This window comes from Nesterenkonia sp. Act20, from assembly GCF_019173455.1.
Lineage (GTDB): Bacteria > Actinomycetota > Actinomycetes > Actinomycetales > Micrococcaceae > Nesterenkonia.
In genome coordinates, this window is the sequence record NZ_JADPQH010000001.1 from 965,868 (window position 1) to 990,087 (window position 24,220).

At 67.5% G+C, this 24,220-nt stretch carries 17 protein-coding genes; 5 read left to right on the forward strand and 12 right to left on the reverse strand.

Annotated elements, in window-relative coordinates; translation table 11 throughout:
* Nucleotides 1–86: 86 nt before the first annotated feature.
* The 5 genes from infB to IY716_RS04500 form a co-directional block, all read right to left on the reverse strand.
* Nucleotides 87–2,924: a translation initiation factor IF-2 gene (gene infB / locus IY716_RS04480; RefSeq protein ID WP_218220384.1), complete on the reverse strand. Its 2,838-nt coding sequence runs from the start codon at nucleotides 2,922–2,924 to the stop codon at nucleotides 87–89.
* A 213-nt stretch (nucleotides 2,925–3,137) separates the two neighbouring features.
* Nucleotides 3,138–3,422 (reverse strand): YlxR family protein, encoded by a 285-nt coding sequence (locus IY716_RS04485; protein WP_218220385.1) that lies wholly within the window; start codon nucleotides 3,420–3,422, stop codon nucleotides 3,138–3,140.
* A gap of 56 nt (nucleotides 3,423–3,478) precedes the next feature.
* A complete protein-coding gene (gene nusA / locus IY716_RS04490; protein WP_192590935.1) occupies nucleotides 3,479–4,456 on the reverse strand; it encodes a transcription termination factor NusA in 978 nt (325 codons plus the stop codon).
* 24 nt (nucleotides 4,457–4,480) lie between these two features.
* The gene (rimP, locus tag IY716_RS04495) at nucleotides 4,481–5,026 is read right to left on the reverse strand and encodes a ribosome maturation factor RimP (RefSeq protein WP_218220386.1); all 546 of its coding nucleotides are present in this window, start codon (nucleotides 5,024–5,026) and stop codon (nucleotides 4,481–4,483) included.
* A 60-nt stretch (nucleotides 5,027–5,086) separates the two neighbouring features.
* The gene (locus IY716_RS04500; RefSeq protein WP_218220387.1) at nucleotides 5,087–6,385 is read right to left on the reverse strand and encodes a type IV toxin-antitoxin system AbiEi family antitoxin domain-containing protein; all 1,299 of its coding nucleotides are present in this window, start codon (nucleotides 6,383–6,385) and stop codon (nucleotides 5,087–5,089) included.
* Between the two features lie 211 nt (nucleotides 6,386–6,596).
* Here IY716_RS04500 and IY716_RS04505 point away from each other — a divergent pair, with 211 nt between their 5' ends.
* Together IY716_RS04505 and IY716_RS04510 are read left to right on the forward strand one after the other, a co-directional pair.
* Entirely contained in the window at nucleotides 6,597–8,420 is a 1,824-nt protein-coding gene (locus IY716_RS04505; RefSeq protein ID WP_218220388.1) for a proline--tRNA ligase, read from the forward strand.
* Nucleotides 8,421–8,449: 29 nt separating this feature from the next.
* Complete coding sequence (locus IY716_RS04510) at nucleotides 8,450–9,244, forward strand: TSUP family transporter (RefSeq protein ID WP_218221402.1); 795 nt, start codon at nucleotides 8,450–8,452, stop codon at nucleotides 9,242–9,244.
* 99 nt (nucleotides 9,245–9,343) lie between these two features.
* Here the strand turns inward: IY716_RS04510 and IY716_RS04515 are convergent, their stop codons facing one another.
* The 5 genes from IY716_RS04515 to dxr form a co-directional block, all read right to left on the reverse strand.
* Nucleotides 9,344–10,402 carry a hypothetical protein gene (locus IY716_RS04515; RefSeq protein ID WP_218220389.1) on the reverse strand — a complete coding sequence of 353 codons (1,059 nt, stop codon included), beginning with the start codon at nucleotides 10,400–10,402 and terminating at the stop codon, nucleotides 9,344–9,346.
* Nucleotides 10,403–11,254: a GNAT family N-acetyltransferase gene (locus IY716_RS04520; protein ID WP_369699588.1), complete on the reverse strand. Its 852-nt coding sequence runs from the start codon at nucleotides 11,252–11,254 to the stop codon at nucleotides 10,403–10,405.
* Between the two features lie 16 nt (nucleotides 11,255–11,270).
* The gene (gene ispG, locus IY716_RS04525) at nucleotides 11,271–12,419 is read right to left on the reverse strand and encodes a flavodoxin-dependent (E)-4-hydroxy-3-methylbut-2-enyl-diphosphate synthase (RefSeq protein WP_225939838.1); all 1,149 of its coding nucleotides are present in this window, start codon (nucleotides 12,417–12,419) and stop codon (nucleotides 11,271–11,273) included.
* 130 nt (nucleotides 12,420–12,549) lie between these two features.
* Nucleotides 12,550–14,103, reverse strand: a complete 1,554-nt coding sequence (locus tag IY716_RS04530; RefSeq protein ID WP_218220391.1) for a site-2 protease family protein — start codon at nucleotides 14,101–14,103, stop codon at nucleotides 12,550–12,552.
* The gene (gene dxr / locus IY716_RS04535; protein ID WP_218220392.1) at nucleotides 14,100–15,350 is read right to left on the reverse strand and encodes a 1-deoxy-D-xylulose-5-phosphate reductoisomerase; all 1,251 of its coding nucleotides are present in this window, start codon (nucleotides 15,348–15,350) and stop codon (nucleotides 14,100–14,102) included. The genes IY716_RS04530 and dxr overlap by 4 nt, the downstream gene beginning before the upstream one ends.
* A gap of 157 nt (nucleotides 15,351–15,507) precedes the next feature.
* Here dxr and IY716_RS04540 point away from each other — a divergent pair, with 157 nt between their 5' ends.
* Entirely contained in the window at nucleotides 15,508–15,975 is a 468-nt protein-coding gene (locus IY716_RS04540; RefSeq protein ID WP_218220393.1) for a GNAT family N-acetyltransferase, read from the forward strand.
* A 190-nt stretch (nucleotides 15,976–16,165) separates the two neighbouring features.
* Nucleotides 16,166–18,868, forward strand: coding sequence for a LuxR family transcriptional regulator (locus IY716_RS04545; RefSeq protein WP_218220394.1), 2,703 nt, complete (start codon nucleotides 16,166–16,168; stop codon nucleotides 18,866–18,868).
* Between the two features lie 25 nt (nucleotides 18,869–18,893).
* Here the strand turns inward: IY716_RS04545 and IY716_RS04550 are convergent, their stop codons facing one another.
* Complete coding sequence (locus IY716_RS04550; RefSeq protein WP_218220395.1) at nucleotides 18,894–20,450, reverse strand: carbohydrate-binding protein; 1,557 nt, start codon at nucleotides 20,448–20,450, stop codon at nucleotides 18,894–18,896.
* Entirely contained in the window at nucleotides 20,447–22,972 is a 2,526-nt protein-coding gene (locus IY716_RS04555) for a glycosyltransferase family 2 protein (RefSeq protein WP_218220396.1), read from the reverse strand. Before IY716_RS04555 ends, IY716_RS04550 begins: the two co-directional genes overlap by 4 nt.
* Before the next feature lie 205 nt (nucleotides 22,973–23,177).
* Between IY716_RS04555 and IY716_RS04560 the strand changes: the two genes are divergently transcribed.
* Nucleotides 23,178–24,218, forward strand: coding sequence for a Gfo/Idh/MocA family protein (locus tag IY716_RS04560; RefSeq protein ID WP_218220397.1), 1,041 nt, complete (start codon nucleotides 23,178–23,180; stop codon nucleotides 24,216–24,218).
* Nucleotides 24,219–24,220 lie beyond the last annotated feature (2 nt).

Below are 24,220 nucleotides of genomic sequence, written 5' to 3' on the forward strand. Positions count from 1 at the left end.
GCGGAGCATGGAGTGCTGACAGGTCCGGGGACCCCGCCGTGTGGCAGAGTCCCCGGAACTGTCGCCGGACGAACCGGCAGGCCTGGTCAGACGCGAGGGATCTCGCGCATCTCCCAGGTCTCGATGCTGTCACCTTCGCGGATGTCGTTGAAGGATCCGAGGCCGATGCCGCACTCGAAGCCGTCGCGGACCTCGGTGGCGTCGTCCTTGAACCGCTTGAGCGACTCGATGGTGAGGTTGTCTGCGACCACATTGCCGTCGCGCACCAGGCGGGCCTTGGCGTTGCGGCGGATGAGACCGGACCGGACGATCGAACCGGCGATGCTGCCGAACTTCGAGGAGCGGAAGACCTCGCGGACCTCGGCGCTGCCGAGTGACGCTTCCTCGTACTCGGGCTTGAGCATGCCCTTCAGCGCTGCCTCGATGTCATCGATGGCCGCGTAGATGACCGAGTAGAAGCGCATGTCCACGCCTTCACGGTCAGCCAGGTCGGTCACGCGCTCCGCAGGACGGACGTTGAAGCCGAGGATCACTGCGTTGTCCACAGTGGCCAGGTTCACGTCGTTCTGCGTGATCGCACCGACGCCGCGGTGGATGACGCGAAGCTGCACGTCGTCGCCCACATCGATCTTGAGCAGAGCGTCTTCCAGGGCCTCCACGGCACCGGAGACGTCGCCCTTGAGGATGAGGTTGAGGGTGTCGATCTTGCCCTCGGCCACAGCCTGGTCGAAGTCTTCCAGGCTGATGCGCTTGCGGCGTTTGGCCAGCTGAGCGTTGCGCTCCACCGCCTCACGCTTCTCAGCGATCTGACGTGCGGTGCGGTCATCCGAGGTGGACAGGAAGGTGTCACCGGCGCGAGGCACCGAGGACAGACCCAGCACCTGGACCGGACGGGAAGGCAGGGCCTCCTTGACGGTCTCACCGTGCTCATCGAACATGGCGCGGACACGGCCGTGAGCGGTGCCTGCGACCATGTTGTCGCCCACCCGCAGCGTGCCGGACTGCACCAGCACAGTGGCCACGGCGCCGCGACCCTTGTCCAGGTTCGCCTCGATGGCCACACCACGTGCTGCCTTGTTCGGGTTCGCAGTGAGCTCCAGGGCCGCATCTGCGGTGAGCAGCACGGCTTCCAGCAGCTCGTCGATGTGCAGGTTGTTCAGCGCGGAGACGTTGACGAACATGGTGTCGCCGCCGTACTCCTCGGGCACCAGACCGTATTCGGCCAGCTGACCGCGGACCTTGTCCGGCGAGGCGCCTTCCTTGTCCATCTTGTTGACCGCGACGACGACCGGCACGTTGGCGGCCTTCGCGTGGTTCAGCGCTTCCACCGTCTGCGGCATGACGCCGTCATCGGCGGCGACGACCAGCACGGCGATGTCGGTGACCTTCGCACCACGGGCACGCATGGCGGTGAACGCCTCGTGACCGGGAGTATCGATGAAGGTCAGGCCGCGCTCCACGCCCTCGTGCTCGACGTGGACCTGGTAGGCACCGATGTGCTGGGTGATGCCGCCGGCTTCGCCTGCGGTCACGTTCGCCTTACGGATGGAGTCCAACAGTCGGGTCTTGCCGTGGTCAACGTGACCCATGACGGTGACGACTGCCGCGCGGGCGGAGAGCTCCTCGGAGCCCTCGGCTGCCAGCTCGTCTTCGATGTTGATGTCGAAGGTCTCGAGCAGCTCGCGATCCTCGTCCTCCGGGGAGACGATCTGGACCGGGTAGCCCAGTTCTTCGCCCAGAAGGTGGAAGGTCTCTTCGTCGAGTGACTGGTTGGCGGTCGCCATCTCACCGAGCTTCATCAGCACGGTGACCATGGCTGCCGGCTCGGCATTGATCTTCTCGGCGAAGTCGCCCAGCGAGGAGCCGCGGCGCAGCCGCACGGTGACGCTGCCGTCACCCTTGGGAACGCGCACGCCGCCGATCTCGCGGGACTGGCGCTGCTCCATCTCCTGGCGCTTTGCGCGCTTCGACTTGCGAGCCTTGGCCTTGGAGCCGCCGCGCCCGAAGGCACCTGCCGCGCCGCCACGACGAGGACCGCCGCCGCGACCGCCGCGAGGCGGACCACCGGCGGGAGCGCCCGGACGACCACCGGCAGGTGCCGGGGTCTGGCTGGGCATCATCGAAGGCTTGGGGCCTCCCGGACGTGCGGCTGCCGGACGGGCTGCGCCGCCTGCTGCCGGTGCGCCGGGACGTGCGCCGCCTGCTGGGCGTGGTGCACCCGGACGGGGTGCGCCACCGGGGGCACCCTGACCACCGCGGGGACGGGGTCCGCCGCCGCGTTCGGTGCGCATGCCCTGCTGGGGTGCGAACGGGTTGTTGCCCGGACGTGGTCCAGCCGGCTTCGGACCGGGGCGGGGGCCGCCGGTTCCGCCGGGACGCGGGGCCTGGCGCTCGGCGCCCATGCCCTGGCTCGGTGCGTAGGGGTTGTTGCCCGGGCGGGGTCCGCCGGGCTTGGAGCCGCTGGCCGGTTTGGCAGCTGGCTTCGACTCCTCAGGAGCTGCGGGCTCCTGCGCGGGCTTCTCGGAAGGCTTCTCCGCAGCCGCGGGGGCTTCGGGCTCGGCCTTCGCGGCAGGCTTGGGTGCCGGCTTCGGTCCGGGTTTGATGCCGCCGGGACGCGGAGCCGAGGACCCGGGGCTCGGGGCCGCAGAGGAACCGGACTGGGCTGGGGCCGAGGAGTCAGCGGCGGGCGTGGACGCGCCGTCGGACTTCTGCGGACCGGGCCGGGCAGCCGGCTTAAACGTGGAAGCGGGAGCTTCGGCGGGCTTCGCGTCGGGGAATGCCTGACGCAGCTTCTTCGCCACCGGGGGCTCCACGGTGGAGGAGGGCGATTTCACAAACTCGCCCATGCCCTGCAGTTTCGCGAGGGCTTCTTTCGAGGTGATGCCGAGCTCTTTTGCGAGCTCGTGTACGCGGGCCTTGGCCACATTTCTCCTTGTCTGGCCCACGCTTCCCCGCCGGCACCAGCGGGGCTGATGTCAGCGGTTCATCGGCGAAGGCCGTTTGAACTTCTCTGAAACCGTGACGGAGTTGCTCTGAAAAGTCATCGCGGCGAACTCATGCGTCGGTGTTCATCGGGGATCCATCTCTCTGAACCCTCTTTCTGGCCTCAGCCGCTGTGATCTGCACCGAGGTGCTTCTCACGAGCCGGGGCCGTTGGTGCCGATAATGTCGTGCAGCTCGAGTGTGCTCGTATCCACAGGCCTGCGGAACGCCCGGTTGAAGGCCTTCCGCTTCACTGCGGTGTCGAAGCACTCGCGCTGCGGGTGCAACCAGGCGCCTCGTCCGGGAAGAACCCGGGCGGTGTCCCACACCACCTGCTCAGGTGCGGATCCGGCGTCGTCGGCTGCGGCGAGGACAAGCCTCACCACGTCATCCTGGGCGACCTGACGGCGACAGCCGATACAGGTACGCACTGGAACCATGACAGTCTACCCCTTCTCGCTGATTCGAGCAGAACTCTCTGCCCGAACGAACCCGGTCAGGGTGCGGCCAGCGTGGCGTCGGAGACGATGTCGATCCGCCAACCGGTGAGTTTCGCGGCGAGCCGGGCGTTCTGCCCCTCTTTGCCGATGGCCAGCGAGAGCTGGTAGTCCGGAACGACCACGCGGGCGCTGCGGGTGGCCTCATCCAGAATGGTCACCGACTTCACCTTCGAGGGCGACAGCGAGTGGGCGATGAACTCCGCGGCGTCGTCGGAGTGATCGATGATGTCGATCTTCTCGTCGTTGAGCTCGGTCATCACAGCCCGGACACGGGAGCCCATGGAGCCGATGCAGGCACCCTTGGCGTTGATGCCCGACTGGTGGGCGCGGACCGCGATCTTCGTGCGGTGTCCGGCCTCGCGGGCGATGGCGGTGATCTCCACGCTGCCGTCGGCGATCTCCGGGACCTCGTGCTCGAAGAGCTTCTTCACCAGACCCGGGTGGGAGCGGGACAGCGTGATGGAGGGGCCGCGCATGCCGCGGTGGACGTCGACGACGAAGGCGCGCAGCCGTCGGCCGTGGATGTACTCCTCGCCGGGGACGTGCTCCTGCGGGGGAAGCAGCGCCTCGACGCTGCCCAGGTCCACCTGGATCATATTCGGGTTGCGACCCTGCTGGATGGTGCCGGAGATCAGCTCACCCTCACGGCCGCGGAATTCGCCGAGGACCTGATCGTCCTCGGCGTCGCGGATGCGCTGCATGATGACCTGGCGCGCCGTGGAGGCGGCCACGCGGCCGAAGTCGCGGGGAGTGTCGTCAAACTCGCCGATGACCGTGCCGTCCTCGTCGCGCTCCTTGGCCCAGACCGTGACGTGACCCGTGGACTGATCGATCTCCGCCCGGGCGTGCTGCAGCGCACCGGGTGACTTGTGGTAAGCCAGCACCAGCGCCTGCTCAATGGCGGGGATCAGCCGCTCCAGCGGGATCTCTCGCTCTTTGACGAGCATGCGCAGTGCGCTCATATCGATATCCACTTGTGCCTCCGGTTAAGCCAGTCTCTACTCCGTGTGGGAAAACTCTACCTGCACTCGTGCCTGGGTGATCGACGCGAAACTGATCTCGGTGGGATCCGCATACTTCACCGGCATGCCCTTCTTGGGTGCCGGCTTCTGCTCGGCCACGGTGATCGCGTCTTCGCTCACGGTCTTCAGCCGGGCGAGCATCGGGCTCTCCCCGGTCTGGGTGATTTCCAGGAGTCGACCGAGGTTGCGCTCGAAGTGCCGGGGCTCGGTGAGCGGACGGGTCGCACCCGGGGTGGAGACCTCCAGCTCGTAGCTGTCGAGTTCGGGAAGCACGTCCTCTTCGTCCAGGCGAGCGGAGATGGCCTGGGAGAGTGCGGCGACCGTGTCCAGGTCGACTTGTCCGGTGCCCGAGGGAAGATCCACGGAGACCTTCAGCGTGGTGGTCCCGCCGCTGGGGCTGAGCTCGAGCTCTTCGAGATAGAGGCCCTGTTCGGTGACCGTAGGGATGAGCAGCTCGGCGATCTTCGCGGTGCGCGCATCGGTGAAGCGCTGCGCTCCGGTGGGGCGTGGGGCGATGGCCATGACGGTCCTCTCAGTGGCGGGTGGTGCGTCTCCATTGTGCCTGAGACCTCCCCCGGCGTTTTACCTCCCCTTACGTGTTCTACCCGCCCGACGGTCCCCCTGGTAGAACGCGTCCGCCCCGGTAAAACGCTGGGAAAAGGGGACTCCGGCCGCGTTCAGCAGTCGTCGGAGCCGGGAGGGGTCCTGCAGGTCGGCCCAGGTGAAACGGAGGACGCTCAGTCCGAGGGCCCGCAGCCCGTCCTCGCGCTCCTTCTCCGCGATCACGACCTCCTCGGCGCTCCGCCCCGAGAGCACCCTCGAATTCCGATACTTCATGAGCCCGTCGAACTCGCCGACGACTCCCGGGCCCTCCCAGAAGAAGTCAGTGATGCAGGACTTCCCGTTCGGCAGCAGGAACATGCGCTGGAGAACCGGGGCGGAGAATCCCAGTTCGGCGATCCGCACCCGCGCCCAGGACTCCCCCGCGGACTCCGCCCTCGCGTCGGCGAAGGTCCATGCAGCGTCCCAGCGCGCGCGACCTCGCGCGGATGCGACCAGACGCAGCCAGGGTTCGACGGCGGAGAGCGTTCCTGCCGGGCGCTCGCCCTCGCCGACGCGGCCCGCCTTATAGGCGTCGAGCACCACCACCGCATCCGCGAAGTTCAGCCGGGGCACGGTGTCGGCCAGCACCAGGCCCAGCGGTTCCACGCAGACCTCACGTCCTGCTGTGAGCTCCGCGTCGAAGGCCTGCAGCACAGGAAAAGGCTGCCGGAGGATGGCCTGCTCGTAGGCAGGTTTCCATTCCTCCCCCAGCCCCTCCCTCAGCCGGTCTCGGAGCGTGCGCGGGTACTGGTGATGACGGGTGCCGATGGCGCGCAGTGCTGCGGGACTCGGGGCGCCGCCGTCGTGCGTCTGTGGGTGAGCCGGTGGGTGAGTCCGCTGGAGACGTTCGATCGCGGTGGTGGAGGCTCGACCGGTCAGCGACGGCGCCGGATGCAGACCGGTCTCCGAGTTGTGTGCGGTCCGCACCGTCACGGCGTCGGGAGGGTGGAGCAGTCCTAGACCATGCAGCGTCAGGGCGGTGGTACGGCAGAAATGCGTCTGCGGAGCCAGTAGGTGCACGGCGGCTGCGGCAATCAGATGGCGGTCCCAGGGGGCACTCTGCAACCACGTGGAGGGGTGGAGGTAGACGCCCCGTCGGATGCGCAGCAGCTCTCCAGCATCGACCAGCGCACTGAGCCGACGACCGATCTCCTCCACATCGCTGCTCGCAGACATTCCGATGCCGCGGGCACCACCGGAGCTGTCCCAGAGATCCTTGGCGCGGAAGAGTCGGCCGCGCGGCAGCGCAGTGGCAAGCGACGTGAGGTGTGTGGCCATGGGAGAAGCCTGCTCCTGCGGCGTCGCTCTCGGGGCATTTCTGCTGAACTGTGGAGAACTCTCCTCCCTCCCCGCGTTTTACCGTCCCTTGCGAGGAATACCACCCTGACCGTCGCCCAGGTAGAGCACGTAAGGGGAGGTAAAACGCCCGGGAGCGGTGGCCCTTAGACTTGGGCCGGTAGAAGATCCCTGACCGGAAACGAGAACACCTGTGCCGCTCCGCCTGTCCCACCTGTTCCTCCGCACGCTGCGCGACAACCCGGCCGACGCCGAGGTCGCCAGCCACCAGCTGCTGGTCCGCGCTGGCTACATCCGCCGCGCCGCGCCGGGCGTCTACAGCTGGTTGCCGCTGGGACTGACCGTGTTGCGGAAGATCGAGGCGATCGTCCGCGAGGAGATGCACCGGATCGGCGCCCAGGAGGTCCACTTCCCGGCCCTGCTGCCCAAGGAGCCTTACGAGGCCACCGGCCGCTGGGACGACTACGGCGACGGCATCTTCCGGCTCAAGGACCGCAAAGAGGCGGACTACCTGCTGGCACCGACGCATGAAGAGGTCTTCACCCTGCTCGTGAAGGACCTCTACAGCTCGTATAAGGACCTTCCGCTCTCGATCTACCAGATCCAGACCAAGTACCGCGATGAAGCACGCCCCCGGGCGGGCCTGCTCCGAGGCCGCGAGTTCATCATGAAGGACTCCTACTCCTTCGCGCTGACCGAAGAGGACCAGCGCGCGGCCTATGACGCCCACCGCGAGGCCTACCTGCGCATCTTCGACCGCCTCGGGCTGCCCGTGGTCCCGGTCAACGCAGTCTCCGGTGCGATGGGCGGATCCGCCTCGGAGGAGTTCCTCTTCCCCTGCGACATCGGAGAGGACACCTTCGTCGAGTCCGACGGCGGCTTCCGCGCCAACGTCGAGGCCGTCACCACGCCGACGCCGGAGCCCATCGACCACACGAACCTGCCCGCTGCGCAGGTGCACCACACCCCCGGCACCGACACCATCGCGACCCTGGTCGACGCCGCGAACACGCATCAGCCGCGCGAGGACCGGGCCTGGACCGCGGCGGACACGTTGAAGAACGTGGTCGTCGCAGCCGTGCTGCCGGATGGTTCACGGCGCATCGTGGTCCTGGGCGTGCCCGGTGATCGCGACGTGGATCTCAAGCGCGCCGAGGCCACCATCGGCGGACTCATCGGCGTCGGCGGCGAAGTGGCGCTGGAGGCCGCCAACGAGGCCGATCTGAAGAAGAACCCCGGACTGGTCCGCGGCTATATCGGCCCCGGCCTGTCCCTGGACGCTCCGGTCCTCGGCGATGAGGGCAGCACCGGGATCACCTACCTGGTGGATCCGCGCGTGGTGTCCGGCAGCAGCTGGATCACCGGCGCCAATGAGGCCGATCAGCACGTGTTCGGCCTGGTGGCCGGGCGCGACTTCGGCTGGGACGGGATCATCGAGGCCGTGGTCGTCCAAGAGGGCGACCCCGCTCCGGACGGCTCCGGCCCGCTGCGCACCCGCCGCGGCATCGAGATGGGGCACATCTTCCACCTCGGCACCCGCTACGCCGAGGCGCTGGGCCTGCAGGTCCTCGATGTCAACGGCAAGCTCGCCACCGTGACCATGGGCTCCTACGGCTTCGGAGTCACCCGCGCGCTGGCCGCCATCGCCGAAGCCACGCATGACGAGAAGGGCCTGATCTGGCCCGCCGCGATTTCTCCAGCCGATGTGCACCTGGTTGCCACCGGCAAGGGCGATGAGGTCTACGCTGCGGCCGAGTCGCTGACCACCCAGCTCGAGGACGCCGGTCTCAGCGTGATCTACGACGATCGCCCGAAGGTCTCCCCCGGCGTGAAGTTCGGCGACGCCGAGCTCCTCGGAGTTCCGATGCTGGTCACCGTGGGCCGCGGGCTGAAGAACGGCACGATCGAGCTCAAGGATCGCCGCTCGGGCGAGTCTCATGAGGTCCCCGTGGATGAGGCCGCAGCGGCGGTGCTCGAGCACGTCAAGGGCCTGCAAGACGTCAAAGGCGCGCGCTGAGCGAAGCCCTCGAGGCTGCCACTGACCTGCTGGTCGGGGGCAGCCTCGAGATCACCTGGGTGACCCTGCTGCTGCTCATCGCCGCAGGCTTCGCGGCCGGGTGGGTGGACGCCGTCGTCGGCGGGGGTGGTCTGCTGCAGCTGCCCGCAATGCTGATGATTCCGGGGATCACCCCGGTGCAGGCACTCGCCACGAACAAGCTCGGCTCGATCTTCGGCACCACCACCTCGGCGATCACCTACGCCCGGCGGGTGAAGCCTGCCATGGGCACCGCCCTCCCGATGGCCGTGGCGGCGCTGCTGGCAAGCTACTGCGGCGCCGTCGTCGCCGCCTCGCTGCCGGAGCGGATCATCCTGCCGCTGATCCTGCTGGCGCTGATCGGCGTCGGCGTGTTCACCGCGGTCCGCCCGCAGGTGGGCCAGCTGGAGAAGCTGCGCCACGTCGGCATGGGGCATCTGGCGCGCGCCGTGATGATCGGCATGATCTTAGGCTTCTACGACGGCGTGCTGGGTCCGGGCACCGGGACGTTCCTGGTCATCGCCCTGGTGACCGTGCTGGGGTATAACTTCCTGAACTCCTCCGCGCAGGCCAAGGTGGTCAATGTGGCCACGAACCTGGGAGCGCTGCTCTACTTCGCACCCGCCGGGCACGTGCTGCTCGGGCTGGGCCTGGTGCTCGGCGCGGCGAACATGGCCGGCGGCTATCTCGGCGCCCGGATGGCGATCGCCAAGGGCTCGAAGTTCATCCGTGTGGTGTTCCTGATCGTGGTCTTCGCCCTGGTGATCAAGCTGGGCTACGACGTCGCCGTCGACCTGCTCGGCTGAGCCCGCCCCACCCCGCGTTTTACCCCCTCCTGCGAGGTTTACCGGCCAGACCGTCACCGGGGTAAAGCACGCAAGGGGAGGTAAAACGCTGGGGAGGGGTCAGTCGAGGCTGGCCAGCAGGTCCGCGGCTTCTTCCTCCAGCTCGACGACGGCGACCTCCGCCTCCTCCTCGGACAGCGAGTCCTGCAGCGGCACCATCACGGTCACGATATGCGAGCCGGTGCGCAGCGTGACTGCCGCACTGTGCTCGTTCTCCCCTGCGGAGCTGATCCGTCGGGTGATGCCAAAGGCAGCATCGGCTTCGGAGGTGAGGTCCACTCGGTCGATCGAGGTGGAGGTCTCGACAGCATCATCAGCGCTGCGCTGCGCGGTGTAGGAATCACACTCATCCAGACCATCCTGCTCGGCGGTGAAGTGGGATTCGGCGGCGCGCCAGTCAGGGAAGGTGTAGATGACGGCCTGGCGCTCGGCAGGGAGATCCACGGTCACCGGCTCAGGCTCCTCCTCCGAGTCCTCCCCGTCCTGCTCGGAATCTTCGGTGTCCGCGTCTTCGGCAGAATCGCCGGAACTTTCTTCACCGTCGGAATCCTCGCTGTCGGACCCGTCCGCGGAGTCCTCCTCGGTGCTGGCCAGTTGGACGGCTGCGCCAGAGCCAGAATCCGAAGCCTCCGGCTCCGCGTCTCCGGTCTCGGCGTCGCCGCCGGTCTCCGCCTCTCCGCCGGGCGCAGAACCAGCGGAGCCGCCCGACCCGTCGGCGAAGGCCACGAGCGCCCCGGCGGGCACTGGCACGGCCGATCGCACCACGTACTGCTTGCACTCCGGGGGATCGACCACCAGCTTCTGCAGCTCGGTCTCGATGTCCCGCAGACCCGACCAATAATCATCGGTGTCGGTCAGCGTGGCCTCTGGGTACCTGGCTTCGAGCTGGGCGCGCATCTCTTCATGCGAAAGCTGGTTCCCCGTGGGCTCAGGCGCCTGCGCCTGGGAGTCCCCTGCGCTGGTGCCGGCGTCGGCTGCCGGCTCCGTGGAGTCCTCCACCGTCGCCGTCTCACATCCGGTGAGCAGCACCATGGCGAGCAGTCCGAGGGTGATGCCGGCGCGGGCGCGCCGCGGAGGCGCGCCAGCAGCAGAGGCAGAGGAAGAGGGGAAGAAAGTCATCTAGAACAGTATGGTCGCGAAGGTCCCCACCTGCGTGAATCCGACGCGCTGGTAGGTCCAAATCGCCGCGGTGTTGTAGCTGTTCACGTAGAGACTCACCGTGGGCGCCAGCCTCAGGCCGTGCTCCACCACGGCAGCCATTCCAGGCGCGGCGAGCCCCTGTCCACGGAAGCTCGGCCGTACCCAGACACCCTGGACCTGCACCACCTCGGGGCTGACGGCGCCGAACTCGGCCTTGAACGCAATCTCCCCGGTCTCAGGATCCTCAGCGATGATCGAATGTCCGGCATCGATGAGCCCCCGCACCCGCTCGCGGTACTGACTCGCTCCCTGGGCATAGGGCGAGAACCCCAGCTCTTCGGTGAACATCGCGGCGCTGGCCTTCTCCACCCGGGAGAAGTCCTCCGGCGCTGAAAGCCGCGCCGCAGGCAGCGGCGGAATCGCGGAGGCCTCGGTCATGGACATCAGCGGCTGCTCGGGCCGGACATCACGCGCGTCGGTCCAGCCGGTGGCGTCATAGAGTTCGACGGCGGCCTCGGCCTCCCCGTAGATCGAGGCCACGCGGCGGCGCAGCGCACCCACCGCCACACCGAAGAGCTCAGCATGCTCCGGCGTCGCGGCCACCGGGATGATGTTGCTTCCCGCCCAGCAGGCGGCCTCGAGCCCGTTCTCACCGTCGATGCCCATCACCACGGCGCTGTTGCGGCCCCGGCCGGGACCAGCACTCTGCCGGGCACGCACGGTGGTGGTCACCGAGACATGCGCCACCGGATCGGTGGCGAGCAGCCGGTGCAGGGCAGGGGTGTCCCCGTGGGTGAGCACGCGGACTTCGCCGCGGGTCGCGCGGTGCACTCGGGCTGCCGCAGCGTCAGCTGACGGAGACCACAGGGGCACTCGTTGCCTGAGCATCTCCATCGGATTCGCGTTCCATCTCCTCAGCCAGCCGGTTGGCCTCTTCGATCAGCGTCTCCACGATCTGGTCCTCGGGCACGGTCTTGATCACCTCGCCCTTGACGAAGATCTGACCCTTTCCATTGCCGGAGGCCACGCCGAGGTCGGCGTCGCGCGCCTCTCCCGGACCGTTGACCACGCAGCCCATGACTGCCACGCGCAGCGGGACGGTCATGCCCTCGAGTCCGGCGGTGACGTCGTCCGCCAGGGTGTAGACATCCACCTGGGCGCGCCCACAGGAGGGGCAGGAGACGATCTCCAGCTTGCGCGGACGCAGGTTCAGCGATTCCAGCAGCTGGTTTCCGACCTTGACCTCTTCGGCCGGCGGGGCGGAGAGCGAGACCCGAATCGTGTCTCCGATGCCCTGAGCCAGCAGCGTGCCGAAGGCCACCGAGGACTTGATCGTGCCCTGGAAGGCGGGACCGGCCTCGGTCACGCCCAGATGCAGCGGCCAGTCCCCGCGCTCGGCGAGCATCTGGTACGCCTGGACCATGATTACCGGGTCATTGTGCTTGACCGAGATCTTGAAGTCGTGGAAGCCGTGCTCCTCGAACAGCGAGGCCTCCCAGACGGCTGACTCGACCAGCGCCTCGGGGGTCGCCTTGCCATATTTGTCCATGATGCGCTTGTCCAGCGAACCGGCGTTGACACCGATGCGCAGCGAGACTCCGGCGTCGCCAGCGGCCTTGGCGATCTCGCCGACCTTGTCGTCGAACTGCCGGATGTTGCCCGGGTTCACGCGGACCGCGCCACAGCCGGCGTCGATCGCCGCGAACACGTACTTGGGCTGGAAGTGGATATCGGCGATCACCGGGATCTGGGACTTCGCCGCGATGATCTTCAGCGCCTCGGCGTCCTTGTCCGTGGGGCAGGCCACACGCACGATGTCGCAGCCGGAGGCGGTGAGCTCTGCGATCTGCTGCAGGGTGCCGTTGATGTCGTGGGTCTTGGTGGTCGTCATCGACTGCACAGAGACGCGGTGGTCACTGCCCACACCCACTGACCCGACCTGGAAGTTGCGCGTCTTCCGGCGCGGGGCCAGCACTGGCGGCGGCGCGGAGGGCATTCCGAGATTGATGGCGGGCACAGACTCTCCTGATGGATCAGTTGCTCCAAGGTCCTCGCGGACGCTGGATTCTCACGGACGACGTCGGGGTGATCCGACCTTCCCATCGTACCGCTCGCGAAGTGCCCGGCTAATCGAAGAGACGGATCGGGTTCACAATGTCCGCGTAGATCAGCAGCACGCCCATGGCCAGCATCATCACGGCCACGACGTAGGTCAGCGGCAGCAGCTTGGAGATGTCGAACGGCCCCGGATCCGGGCGCCCGAGCAGCTTGGCAAGCCGACGGCGCAGGCTCTCATAGAGGGCCCCGGCCACATGACCGCCGTCCAGCGGGAGCAGCGGGATGAGGTTGAAGACCATGAGCGCCACGTTCACCCCGGCCACCAGGGACAGCAGCGAGGCGAAGCGGGACTCCAGCGGGATCTCCTCCTGGACCGAGAGCTCGCCGGCGATCCTGCCCACACCCACCACCGAGAGCGGCCCGTCGGGGTCCCGCTCGGCGGAGGTGAAGGTGGACACGGCCACGTCATACAGACGCACCGGCAGGTTCGCGACGACGCCGGCCACCGCCTTGGACTGTTCCCACACCACCGGGCCGGCCTCCCAGAACGGCTGCTGGACCATCTCCTGCTGGGCGCCCATACCGATGAAGCCCACCGGTTCGGTGATGAGTGCGCCGTCGTCGTCGCGCTGGGCTCGTCCCAGACCATCGCTGATCGGACGTTCGGTGAGGATCGGGGTCAGCGTGGTGCTGCGCTCCTCACCGGAGCGCAGGTAGGTGACGCTGCTGGACTCCCCTGCGGACTCACGGATCAGTCCGGTGAGCTCATCCCACTCATCCACCGGCTGCCCGTCGAAGGCGAGGATCTCATCGCCGGGTCGCAGGCCTGCCTCATAGGCGGGCCCGGCTGGATCGTCGGGACCGCATTCGCTCTGCGCCGCCTCGGCGGCGTCGGTCTCATCTGCGGAGACCACGCACTCGAAGACCTCGTTCACCGTGGTGTTGGGCTGCGCGGTGCCGTGCACGGAGACGATCCCGGCGGTCAATGCCAGCGCGATGAGCGCGTTCATCGCCGGCCCGCCGAGCATGATGATGATTCGCTTCCAGGTCGGCAGCTTGTAGAACATGCGCTGCTCGTCCCCGGGCTGAAGGTCCTCGGCGGCGACCTCACGGGCGTCGGCGGACATCTGCTGGAAGAGCCCGGTGGACTGGGAGCGGACCGTCTTGGTCGTGGTGGCCCCTGCCGCGTTCCCGGCAGGGGCCTCCCCCGCGTTCTCCGCAGCGGAGGCAGGTGCGCCGTACTGCGCGCCGACCTCGCTGAGATAGGGGTCCCGCGGAGCAGAGTCGGCAGAGTCGGCAGCACCAGAGGTCTCTGCCGCAGCCTTCTCGGCTGTCTCCGACTCCTTCTGGTCTGCCGGGTGATTCACCGTCCCCGTCTCATCCGGGGGCGGGTACATCCCGATCATCGCGACATAGCCGCCCAGCGGAATGGCCTTGACCCCGTACTGGGTCTCACCGCGCTTCCGTGAGAACAGGGTCGGGCCGAAGCCGATCATGTACTGGGTCACCCGGACGCCGAAGAGCTTCGCCGGCAGCAGATGCCCGACCTCATGCAGGGCAATAGAGAGCGCGATGCCCAGCGCGACCAGCAGGACCCCCAGGATCATCAGCAGCGCGATCATGCGCGCGCCTGCACGGTCGCAGCACTGATCAGCGCATCGGCCTCACGTCGAGCCCAGATCTCAGCCTCGAGGACCTCCGCGAGGGTGAGCGTGCCGGTGGAGGGTGTGTAGCGCTCCAGGGTGGCCTCCACAGTGGAGACGATCCCGGGGAAGCTGAGCCGACCCTCGTGAAATGCCTCCACCGCCTGCTCATTGGCGGCGTTATAGACCGCCATATGCGTGTCCGAGGCGGCGCAGGCCTGTTTGGCCAGGGCGACGGCGGGGAACGCACGATGATCCAGCGGCTCGAAGTCCCATTGCATGGCCTGGGTCCAATCGATCGGCGCGTCCACCTCGGAGAGCCGCTCCGGCCAGGACAGGCCGAGCGCGATCGGGATCAACATCCGCGGCCTCCCGGCCTGGGCGATGGTGGAGCCGTCGCAGAACTGGACCATCGAGTGGATCCACTGCTGCGGGTGGACCACGGTCTCGATCTCCTCCAGACCAATGTCGAAGAGCAGGTGCGCCTCGATCACCTCGAGCGCCTTGTTGACCATGGTCGCCGAGTTGGTGGTCACCACGCGGCCCATCGAATAATTGGGATGCTTGAGCGCCTGAGCGGGGGTCACGTCCGCGAGCGCCGCGGGATCCCAGCCGCGGAAGGGTCCACCCGAGGCGGTGACGATCAGCTGGGACACCTCGGAGGCGCCGCTCAGCGCCGCGGCTCCTGATGCTGGCAGTGAGCAGAGGCCCCGCTCGTGGCGTCCCGAGCTCAGGGCCTGGGCCAACGCAGAATGTTCCGAGTCCACCGGGATGATCTGGCCCGGTCGCTGCACCGCCTGTGCCACCAGCGCACCGCCGACCACCAGGGATTCCTTGTTCGCCAGGGCGAGGGTGGCACCCGAGTTCAGAGCCGCCAGGGTGGGCTGCAGGCCGATGGAACCGGTCATGCCGTTGAGCACGACGTCGGCCCCGGACTCCGCAGCGATCTGCACCGCCGCCTCGTCTCCGGTGAGGATCTCGGTCTTCTGCGCACCCTCGGTGGTCCGCAGCGCGGCTTCGAGCTCACCGGCCGCCCCGGCGTCGGCGATCCCGGCGATGCGAGAGCCGGTGGCGCGGACCTGGTCGGCCAGCAGTGCAGCATTCGTCCCGGCCGCGAGCGCGACGACCTCGAAGCGGTCAGGGTGGGCGGCAATGACCTCAAGGGCCTGGGTTCCTATGGAACCGGTGGAACCGAGGATCGCCACGCGGCGCTTGGGGGAAGCCATTCCTCCATTATGGCGCACCAGGTCACCCGCGAAGCATGGGGCGCGAGCCGGTGCGCACTGTGGCGCACCAGCTCGCCCGTGATGTGAGCGCACAGTAGTCTGGGGGCACACCAGATGCAGACCCACGCGGCCACAAGCCGATGAAGGAGCCTCACCGATGATCACGCTGCGCAAAGTGGAGACCGAGGATCTGGAACAGTTCTTCATCTTCCAGCAGGACGCCGACGCCGCCCATATGGCCGCCTTCGCCTCCACCAATCCCAAGGACCGCAGCGTGTTCGACCATCATTGGGGTGAGCTGCTGAACTCCGATGACACCGTCGTGCGCACGATCGACCGTGACGGTCAGCCGGTGGGCTCCATCGCCGCCTTCGAGGATGAGTCCAGTCGGGAGATCACCTTCTGGATCGAGAAGCGCTTCTGGGGGCAGGGCATCACCACTGAGGCCGTGGAGAAGTTCCTCACCGAGTTCCCTGAGCGCCCCGTCACCGCGCGGGTCGTGGTGGACAATCTGGGCACGCTGAAGATCCTCGAGTCCCTCGGCTTCTCCGAGGTCGGCGAAGAGTCGAGCTTCTCCAATGTGCGCGCGAAGGTCGTGCAGGAGAAGATCCTGCAGCTGAGCTGAGCGGACCCACACGTCCCCGGTGCGCAGCCGCCTCCTCCTCTGGCGCGTCCGTGTTTCAAGCCGACCGTTTCATGCCGACAGGGCAGCAGTTGTCGAAGAGTGACACCTGGTCTTGACGAGGCTGAACTGGAGTCTACTATTTGGTTAGTGCGTCTAACCGTGGCCCACTGAAACGGAGGGGTTCACGACGATGCAAGTCGAGGGTCCTCACGGCGTCATCGGTCGAGATGCTCAGCGCGCCAAGATCCTCAGCGCCATCTACAGCGCCCGCGCTGGACGCAGCACCATCTGCTTCCTCGAGGGCACGATCGGCTCGGGCAAGACCGCACTGGCCGGAGAAGCCCGCGCCCGAGCGGCCTCGGCGGGCCTCACCGTGGTCTCCTTCGCCGATGTCGAGTCCGGTGAGGATGTGTGCGAGGCGCTGCGACGCCACGGCTCGGGCCCGTACTGCCTGGTGGCTGAGGATTTTCACCTCGCCGGCCCAGAGGTCCACGCCGGGTTGGTCAAGCTGCTGGAGGCGGGCGCCTTCGACCCCGAAGCGACATGCACCGTGCTGCTGCTGATGACCGTCTCCCCCACGGTGGACCCCCTCGCACGGCGGTTCGCCCGAGCCGCGGCCCGCACCGGTACCCGCATCACCCTGCGGGGCATCACCCGCGCTGAGATGGCCAAGCTGCTCCAGGTCCACGGCCACCGGCTCAGTGAGGAGATGCTCAGCCGCATCCACAGCCGCTCAGCCGGCAACCCCGGCATCGCGGTGAGTCTGGCAGCCACGTGCCGCACAGCGGATGAGGTCTCCACCTCTGATATCCCCACGTCTTTTCTGCGATCGGACGTGGAACATCTGACTCCTCCCCTGCGAACATTCCTGGAGGTCCTCGCGCTCGACGGCCGCCACGCGCGTGCAGAAGAGCTCGCGGACGTCGCGGCTCAGACCCTGCGTTCCTTCGCCCCGGAGGAGGACCAGGCGTTGCAGACGGACTCTCTGCTGGACGCACTCAGTCCGATCCTCACCGGCAATGGACGCGAGGTCCAGCTCGCCGATCAGACCTGGAGTGAGGCCGCCCAGGCATTGATCACTCCAGCACGCCTGCACCTGATCCACCTGCTGCTGGCCCAACGCACGACTGGACTCGCGCGGGCCAGGCACCTTGCCGCAGCCACACCAGGCAGGGACCCGGGGCTGGCCCAGGAGCTCGAGTCCCAGGGCGCCACCGCGTTGCAGGACGGCGACTACTCGGGAAGCGCCGAGTACCTCGCACTCGCCATGCGCGTCAGCCGGGGAGAGGACCGACGCAGACTGCTGATCTCCGCGGGCCTGACCATGGGTCTCGCCGAGAGCCCGCCGGGCGTCATCGAGCTGTTCGCGGAGATCGACGTGCTCGGGGACGTCCCGCTCGCAGCCTTCCTGCGAGCCGGCATGGCCTTCTTCACCGGGCATCTCGACGAGGCACGCAGCCTGTTGCTCGCCCAGCTGCGCAGTCCGCGCGAGGAGGAGCTCCTCGAGGACATCGTTCGCTGGCGGATGCTGATCCTGCTGTGCAGCGTGGAGATCGCCGCCGCCAATGAACAGGCGGCGCAGGCTGCTGTGGCTCAGGCCCGTGAACTCGGCATCGTGCCGAACAGCCCGATCGACCAGGTCATGGCTCGGGTGATGGTCATGCACGAGGTCTACGCCCTGTGGAACACCGGTGCGATCGAGGAGGCCATCAGCTGCCTGGACGTCTTTCTGATCGAGGCCGCCGACACGGCAGAACACACCGACGCGCTCTACTTCCGCGGGCGGGTGCACTTCTATGCGGGCCATACTGCCGCTGCGCTGGATGACCTGGAACGCGCGGAGGAGGGCCGGCACCAGAAGGTGGTGCCGGCGGCAGCGCAGCGTGGCATGGCGGAACAGGCGGTGATGGAGTTCCATCTCGGACGCTGGTCGGATGCGATTCTGCGCGCTGAACGGGTGATCGCCATGGCGGGGACCACGCGGGACTGGCGCGGTCTGGCGAGTTCACATGCGGTGCTGGCGATGGTCGCCGTCGCGCATGCCGATGAGACCGCCGCGGCCGAGCATGTGGACTGGCTGACCCATCACGTCACGACGTCCAGCGCACTGCCGCTCTACAACGTGATGACGGCGCTGGCATGGACGGCCCGGATGTCGGGCGACCACGAGCGTGCGCTCGCTGTGATCGCCGACTTCCGCCGCACCAGGCTCTACGCGTGGGCGGACTCGGTTGGCCTCATCGGTTGGCGCGCGCTGGAGATCGGTGCACTGGTGGACCTGGAGAACCCCGGACGGGCACGTCTGGCAGAGGCTGAACGCCTGTTGAAACACTTCACCCAGAAGGTGGCGCAGCGGCCGGGGCTGCCGCTGCCCTACGGCCATCCGCTTGCGCTGCAGGCCAAGCTCGCCGCGAAGCGAGGGGACCTGGATTCTGCGGTGCAGGATTATCGGGCGTCGATCTGGCTGGCCGCGGAGTTCCCACACATCCGCGCACGGCTGCATCATGCGCTCGGCGTGGTGCACCGTCAGCGCGGTGAGCACGCGGAGGCCGAGGAGCAGCTCGAGGCCGCACGCGACATCTTCGCGCAGCTGGGGGCCGCGCCGGAGCTCAGTGACGTGAAGAGCAGGCTCCTCTCCGTGGCGGGCCGCTACGCCTCCCTGACACCGCGCGAGCGAGACATGGCCTATCTGATCTCCCAGGGACGGACCAACCGGGAGATCGCGGAGAACCTCTTCGTCTCGATCAAGACAGTGGAGTACCACGTGTCCAATCTCCTGCCCAAGCTCGGCATCTCCTCTCGCCGGGAGCTCTGGACCTCCGCCGCCGTGGCGTCGCAGCGGATCAGCCCGCCGGACCAGGTCCCAGGGTTCTCACCCGGGATCCACGTCTGACCGGCGGCCTGACCGGCACGCCCCATCAGGACTCCTCGGCGATGTCGGCCTCGACCTCCTCGGCGGTCAGCGGCACCCAGGGCGAGCTGTCCGGGTCGGCTACAGACGCGTCCGGGCTGTCGCCCTCGGTCCACCACTTCGCCTCATAGGGCGTGCCCTCGGAGAGCACCCTGTCCCCCTTGTCATAGGAGGCATTGCCCTTCCACTCCGGGTAGGTTCCCTTCTCGACGGTGAAGACCGGGGCGGGCGTCTCGCCGGGAAGGACCGGACCGATCAGCGCCCAGGGGGTGTCCCACTCCTCGAGCACCGGATTGTCCGGCAGCTCTCCTCGGGTCCACCATTTCGCCTCATAGACATTGCGGTGCCAGACGATCTTGGTGCCCTCGAGGTAGGAGGCTTCCTTGTTCCAGATGGGATAGGGGCTTGTCTCTGGATCATCCTCGGCCGGCGCGGCAGCGGTCGGGTCCGGCTCGGTGGATGCGTCGGCAGCCTCGGCGGCGTGGCCGGTGTACCCCTTGCTGAGCACCTCGGCGAAGCGCTTCTCACCCTGGTCGACGCCGCTGCAGGCATCCGATACTCGAGTGATGTCTGGGTAGTTCGACCCGCAGGTCGCATCGCGGTTCAGTGACCACGTCGACATCCGGCCCACACCGTTCTCCACGGCGAAGTCGTGGAGTCGCTCGGCGTCGTCCAGATCGAAGATCTCACCGGGCACGTCGTTCTGTCCGATCATCGGGGTGGCGCCCAGCTTCCCCCACAGGGCGGAGTCGCTGAGCGGGATGCCCGCCTGGTCATAGAGGATGCCCAGCTGGCGGTGCGTGGCGCGCATGGCCGCCGCGGAGGCGTCGAACATGCTCCGCGACTCCCGGGCCTCTCCGTAGTTCATGGTCATCAGGTTCACCCCGGCGAGATCTGTGCCGGAGTCCAACATGCCGCTGACCACGTCACGACCCTCGGCGGTCAGACCGCTGGGGATGACGGGGAGCGTGAGCCAGACCGCCAGCGGCTTGCCCTCGGCACGCCGTTCGGCCTGCAGCGAGGCCACGGCCTCGGCCCGCAGGGCGTTGCTCTTGGCGTCCGTGAGCGCAGGCCCCTCGATGTCCAGGTCGATGGTGTCGAGGTCATAGCGCTCGATCACCTGGCGGTAGGCATCGGCAAGCTCCTCGGGGGAATCACAGACCGTGGCGAGCTCATCGTTGATGGCGCCTCCGAAGGAGACGACGACCCCGGCCCCCTGTTCGCGGAGCCGTTCGACGCGGCGGTCGAGGTCCAGCTCCTGACCTGCTTCATCCAGGCCGTAATAGGTCCCCCAGCTCGGCGTGCAGGTCCCATCCTTGTCCGCCACGATGAAAGACAGCACGACGTCGGAGGTGTTGCCCTCCGCATCCGGTGACCCCTCTTCGAAGGCGTAGCTCGGCGTGGCGGTCACGTCCACATAGCCCGCGAACCAGCGCGGCGCCGATTCCTGCGAAGCCCCAGCCTCATACATGCGGACTCCTACGACGCCGGCCACCGCAGTGGCCAGAAGAATGACGACGGCGAGAATGACTCGCCAGGGGGACAGACGTGCCGTGGCGCTCATGCTGCGTCCTTCATGATGCTGTTCTGCTTAGAAGAGCTGGCTTCCTGGCGGCGCGTGGTCTCCATGGAGACCACGAGCTGCTTCGACGACGACGGCGGCGGCGGTGTCTGGGGCTTGAGCTGAGGCTGCGGCATGAGCTGCGGCTGAGGCTGCCGCTGGTCGCGCTGGGCGGAGAGCGACCCGATGGCCCCCTCGTCCAGGACGACTCGCCAATCCAGGTTCTGCTCCGCAGACTCCTGCGAGTTCGATTTCCGTGCCGACCTGGCGCTGCGGCGCGACTCGGACTTCTTCTCCACGTAGAACCATCCGCGCACTGCCAGCACCACGTCCACGAAGGCGTTCCACGGTCCGATGTAGGCGAGGAAGGCCCAGGTGCCCCAGAAGGCGTTGAATGCGGCGAAGGCGGCATTGCCCCAGTTCTGCTGGCCGATGTCCCGGGCAAGTGTGAGCACCGAGAATCCGACGATCAGCACCGGTGCCACGGCATACAGCCACGGTGCGGCGGTCCGGTTCTTCACCTTCGGAGTGCGGGCGAAGGGGATCTTCTCCCCGGTCAGCGCCTGCTGCAGAGACTTGATGACCCCGGCAAGGTTCACCGGCAGCAGGATCAGGTTGAACCCGTAGATGCGGAAGATGTCCGTGAACTTGTAACCGCACTGGCGCAGGTCAGCGCCCATGGTCAGGAAGTAGGGCACCGCGGCGAGCAGAATCAGCGGGCTGAGCAGGCGGGAGTCGTAGGGGTAGGCGAGCAGGAAGATCAGCCCCAGCGACGCCCAGGCGATCGAGGCCATGTAGTTCAGCCGCAGCAGCACCTCGCTCAGCCGGATCTGCTCCCCACGACGACGGCGCGCACGCAGCTCACGGAGCAGCTTGGGCAGGATCAGCAGCCCGCCGTTGGCCCAACGTCGGCGCTGGACCACCAGGGAACCGAAATCTGGCGGGGTTGCGCTGTAGGAGAGCCGTTCGGGGTAGTTCTGCAGCGTCCAACCGTGGGCTCCGAGGTCGATGCTCGACTCGGTGTCCTCAATGACCGTGCGGTCCTGCACGAAGCGCTGCACCAGGACACCGTTCTCCCAGCTGGCCTCGGCGATGTCCTTGAGCGCCGCGGTGCGGATGACCGCGTTGGCGCCGACCCAGAAGGTGGCTCCTGCATGGCTCATGCCCTGGTGCAGCAGGTGCTGGATGTCAGTGGTGGCGCCTGCCAGGCGTTCGATCCGGGAGCCGGCCCCGCGGAAGGAGGAATAGGGCGTCTGCGTCACGGCGATGCGCTCGTTGCCCGGCTGCTCCAGCAGGTGCACGAGTCTCAGGCAGTACTCCGGCAGAAGCAGCGAGTCGGCGTCGAGGGTCAGCACAAACTCTGCATCGGGGACGCTGAGATCCGGGGTCACGCCCGGCTGCGCCGGCTGCAGAGAGGCACCCGTGAATCCCTGCTCGATCGTGTAGTCCCCGCCGAGCAGTCCGAGGTAGGCATTGAGGTTCATCGCCTTGTTCGCCTCATGGGAGAGGTTGGTGAAGCGCTTGCGCTCGAAGCTGCTGAGCTTGGCACTGAAGATCCAGGCAAGCCTGCGGTGCATCTGCAGCATGCGCTCGGTGCTGGGGAGCTCTCCGGACTCGGCGGCCATCTCCAGAGCGTCGGCGGTGAGCTCCAGCTCGGCGGCCAGGCCTCCCAGGACCTGGGTGCAGAAGAAGTCATCCACGTGGTCCACACGCTGCTCCTGAGCGGCCATCGACCGAAGCCACTCCCCTCCCCAGGCGTAGTGTCCGGCCAGGATCATGGCCTGGAGCGAGTTCACCTGATGCTGCTCATCGAGCATCCTCTCGAAGACGGTCTGCGCATCGCGCATCCTCGTGGCTGGCTGCTCCAGTGCGGCCTCGATCTGGGCCGCGAGCGCTCTCGTCTCCTGAAGTGCGGGGCTGTCCGAATCGGGAGCGTCGTCGATCAGCAGCGCGACGTGGATCTCGGGATACTCCTGCAGGGCGGCGGACCAGAGGGTCTGTCGGACCACGCTGGGCTCCTCCGCGTAGGAGGGCACCAGCACGACCATGGGCGCATCATTCTCGGAGCGCTGGGAGACGGTGCTGTGACCGCCGAAGTGCGCATCCAGCTCGACCCGACAGGCGCGACGGTGGGTGCGGAATCGCAGCAGCGCCCCATGCCGCGCCACCAGATACATCAGCGCGGAGAAGGTCAGCATGGTCACCACCAGCAGATACCCCACGGTCTCCATGGTGAAGCGGAAGTTCTGTGACCCGTACTCCAGGAACTGCCAGAGCACGGTGGAGATGATGTAGCCGACCCAGGCCAGGATGGTGGTCAGGATGGCCACGCGGCTGAGCACGATGCGCCGCACGCTCGGGCGTGGGTGAACCACGGGCAGGGGCTCGGTCCGGCGTTCTGCGCCGAGCTGGCGGCGACGCTTGGGTGCTGCCGAGGTCGCCGCGGGGGAAGCGGCGGTGGCGGGTGCGGACGGGCGGGCATGAGGCGCCGACGTGGGCAGGGCTGATTCAGAGGAAACAGACATGAGAGGACATCCCGGGTCTCGAGCAGGCGATCCTGCAAAGGGTGGCCCGCCGGCGGAAGGACCGGCGGGCCGTGGTGCGTAATAGAGACTATTGTCCATACCCCTTGGGGCACCCTGGGGTGCCACCCTAGGGTTTGCCGCTGTGCGGACTTCTGTCCGTCTCTGCCGTGTGAGACGAAACTCCTCCTCGGTGTATTCTCAGGCCATGACTGTGAGCCACACAACATCACCCGAGTCCACCTCCTCCCCGAGCACCCCCGGACTGCGCTGGGGCATCCTCGCCACCGGCTTCATCGCCGCGCAGTTCACCGGCGATGCTCAGCTCGCCGGTCTGGACGTGAGGGCCGTGGGATCGCGCTCCCCCGAATCTGCGCAGCGCTTCGCCACGACCCACGGGATCCCCACCGCCCACGGCTCCTATGAGGCACTCGCAGCGGACCCGGAGATCGACATCGTCTACGTGGCGACACCGCATCCCATGCACCGCGAGACGGCAGGCATGATGCTGGAGGCGGGCAAGCACGTGCTCGTGGAGAAGCCGTTCACGCTCAACCGTGCGGAGGCCGTCGCGCTGCGCAACCTCGCGCGGAACAAGGGGCTGCTCGTGATGGAGGCGATGTGGACCCGCTATCTGCCGCACATGCGCCGGATCCACGAGATCATCGCCTCCGGCGGCATCGGTGAGGTGCGTACCGTCTTCGCCGACCACACTCAGTCCATGCCCACCGATCCGGAGCATCGGATCAACGCTCTGGGTCTCGGCGGCGGCGCCCTGCTCGATCTGGGCATCTACCCGATCTCCTTCGCCTGGGACATTCTGGGGGAGCCGATCAGCGTCCAGGCAGCCGCGCACTTCGGCGCCACCGGCGCCGATACCGAGGTGGCCACTGTGATGACCCACCTCTCGGGAGCACTGTCCACGACGATGACCTCTTCTCGTGGCAAAGGCCCGAACACGGCGCATATCGTCGGGACGAAGGGACGGATCGACGTCGACGGGGTCTGGTACACCTCCACGGACTTCACCCACACCGCCACCGACGGCACCGTCGTCGAGCGCTTCGAGACGCCCCGGCAGGGCGTCGGCATGCAGCATCAGGCCATCGCCGCCGAGCACTACGTCACTCGCGGCCAGCTGGAGGGCGAGCTGCTCACCCTGGACGACTCGGTGAAGATCATGGGAACCCTGGATGAGATCCGCGCACAGATCGGGCTGCGCTACCCCGGGGAGCCTCGCCTGCGCTGAGC

Bases quoted from the DNA above. Each gene is read 5' to 3' on its own strand.
- IY716_RS04500 (WP_218220387.1), bottom strand. From the start codon at position 6,385: ATGGCCACACACCTCACGTCGCTTGCCACTGCGCTGCCGCGCGGCCGA.
- IY716_RS04515 (WP_218220389.1), bottom strand. From the start codon at position 10,402: ATGACTTTCTTCCCCTCTTCCTCTGCCTCTGCTGCTGGCGCGCCTCCG.
- dxr (WP_218220392.1), bottom strand. From the start codon at position 15,350: ATGGCTTCCCCCAAGCGCCGCGTGGCGATCCTCGGTTCCACCGGTTCC.
- IY716_RS04545 (WP_218220394.1), top strand. From the start codon at position 16,166: ATGCAAGTCGAGGGTCCTCACGGCGTCATCGGTCGAGATGCTCAGCGC.
- IY716_RS04530 (WP_218220391.1), bottom strand. From the start codon at position 14,103: ATGATCGCGCTGCTGATGATCCTGGGGGTCCTGCTGGTCGCGCTGGGC.
- IY716_RS04555 (WP_218220396.1), bottom strand. From the start codon at position 22,972: ATGTCTGTTTCCTCTGAATCAGCCCTGCCCACGTCGGCGCCTCATGCC.
- IY716_RS04560 (WP_218220397.1), top strand. From the start codon at position 23,178: ATGACTGTGAGCCACACAACATCACCCGAGTCCACCTCCTCCCCGAGC.
- ispG (WP_225939838.1), bottom strand. From the start codon at position 12,419: ATGCCCTCCGCGCCGCCGCCAGTGCTGGCCCCGCGCCGGAAGACGCGC.
- rimP (WP_218220386.1), bottom strand. From the start codon at position 5,026: ATGGCCATCGCCCCACGCCCCACCGGAGCGCAGCGCTTCACCGATGCG.
- IY716_RS04540 (WP_218220393.1), top strand. From the start codon at position 15,508: ATGATCACGCTGCGCAAAGTGGAGACCGAGGATCTGGAACAGTTCTTC.
- IY716_RS04485 (WP_218220385.1), bottom strand. From the start codon at position 3,422: ATGGTTCCAGTGCGTACCTGTATCGGCTGTCGCCGTCAGGTCGCCCAG.
- IY716_RS04550 (WP_218220395.1), bottom strand. From the start codon at position 20,450: ATGAGCGCCACGGCACGTCTGTCCCCCTGGCGAGTCATTCTCGCCGTC.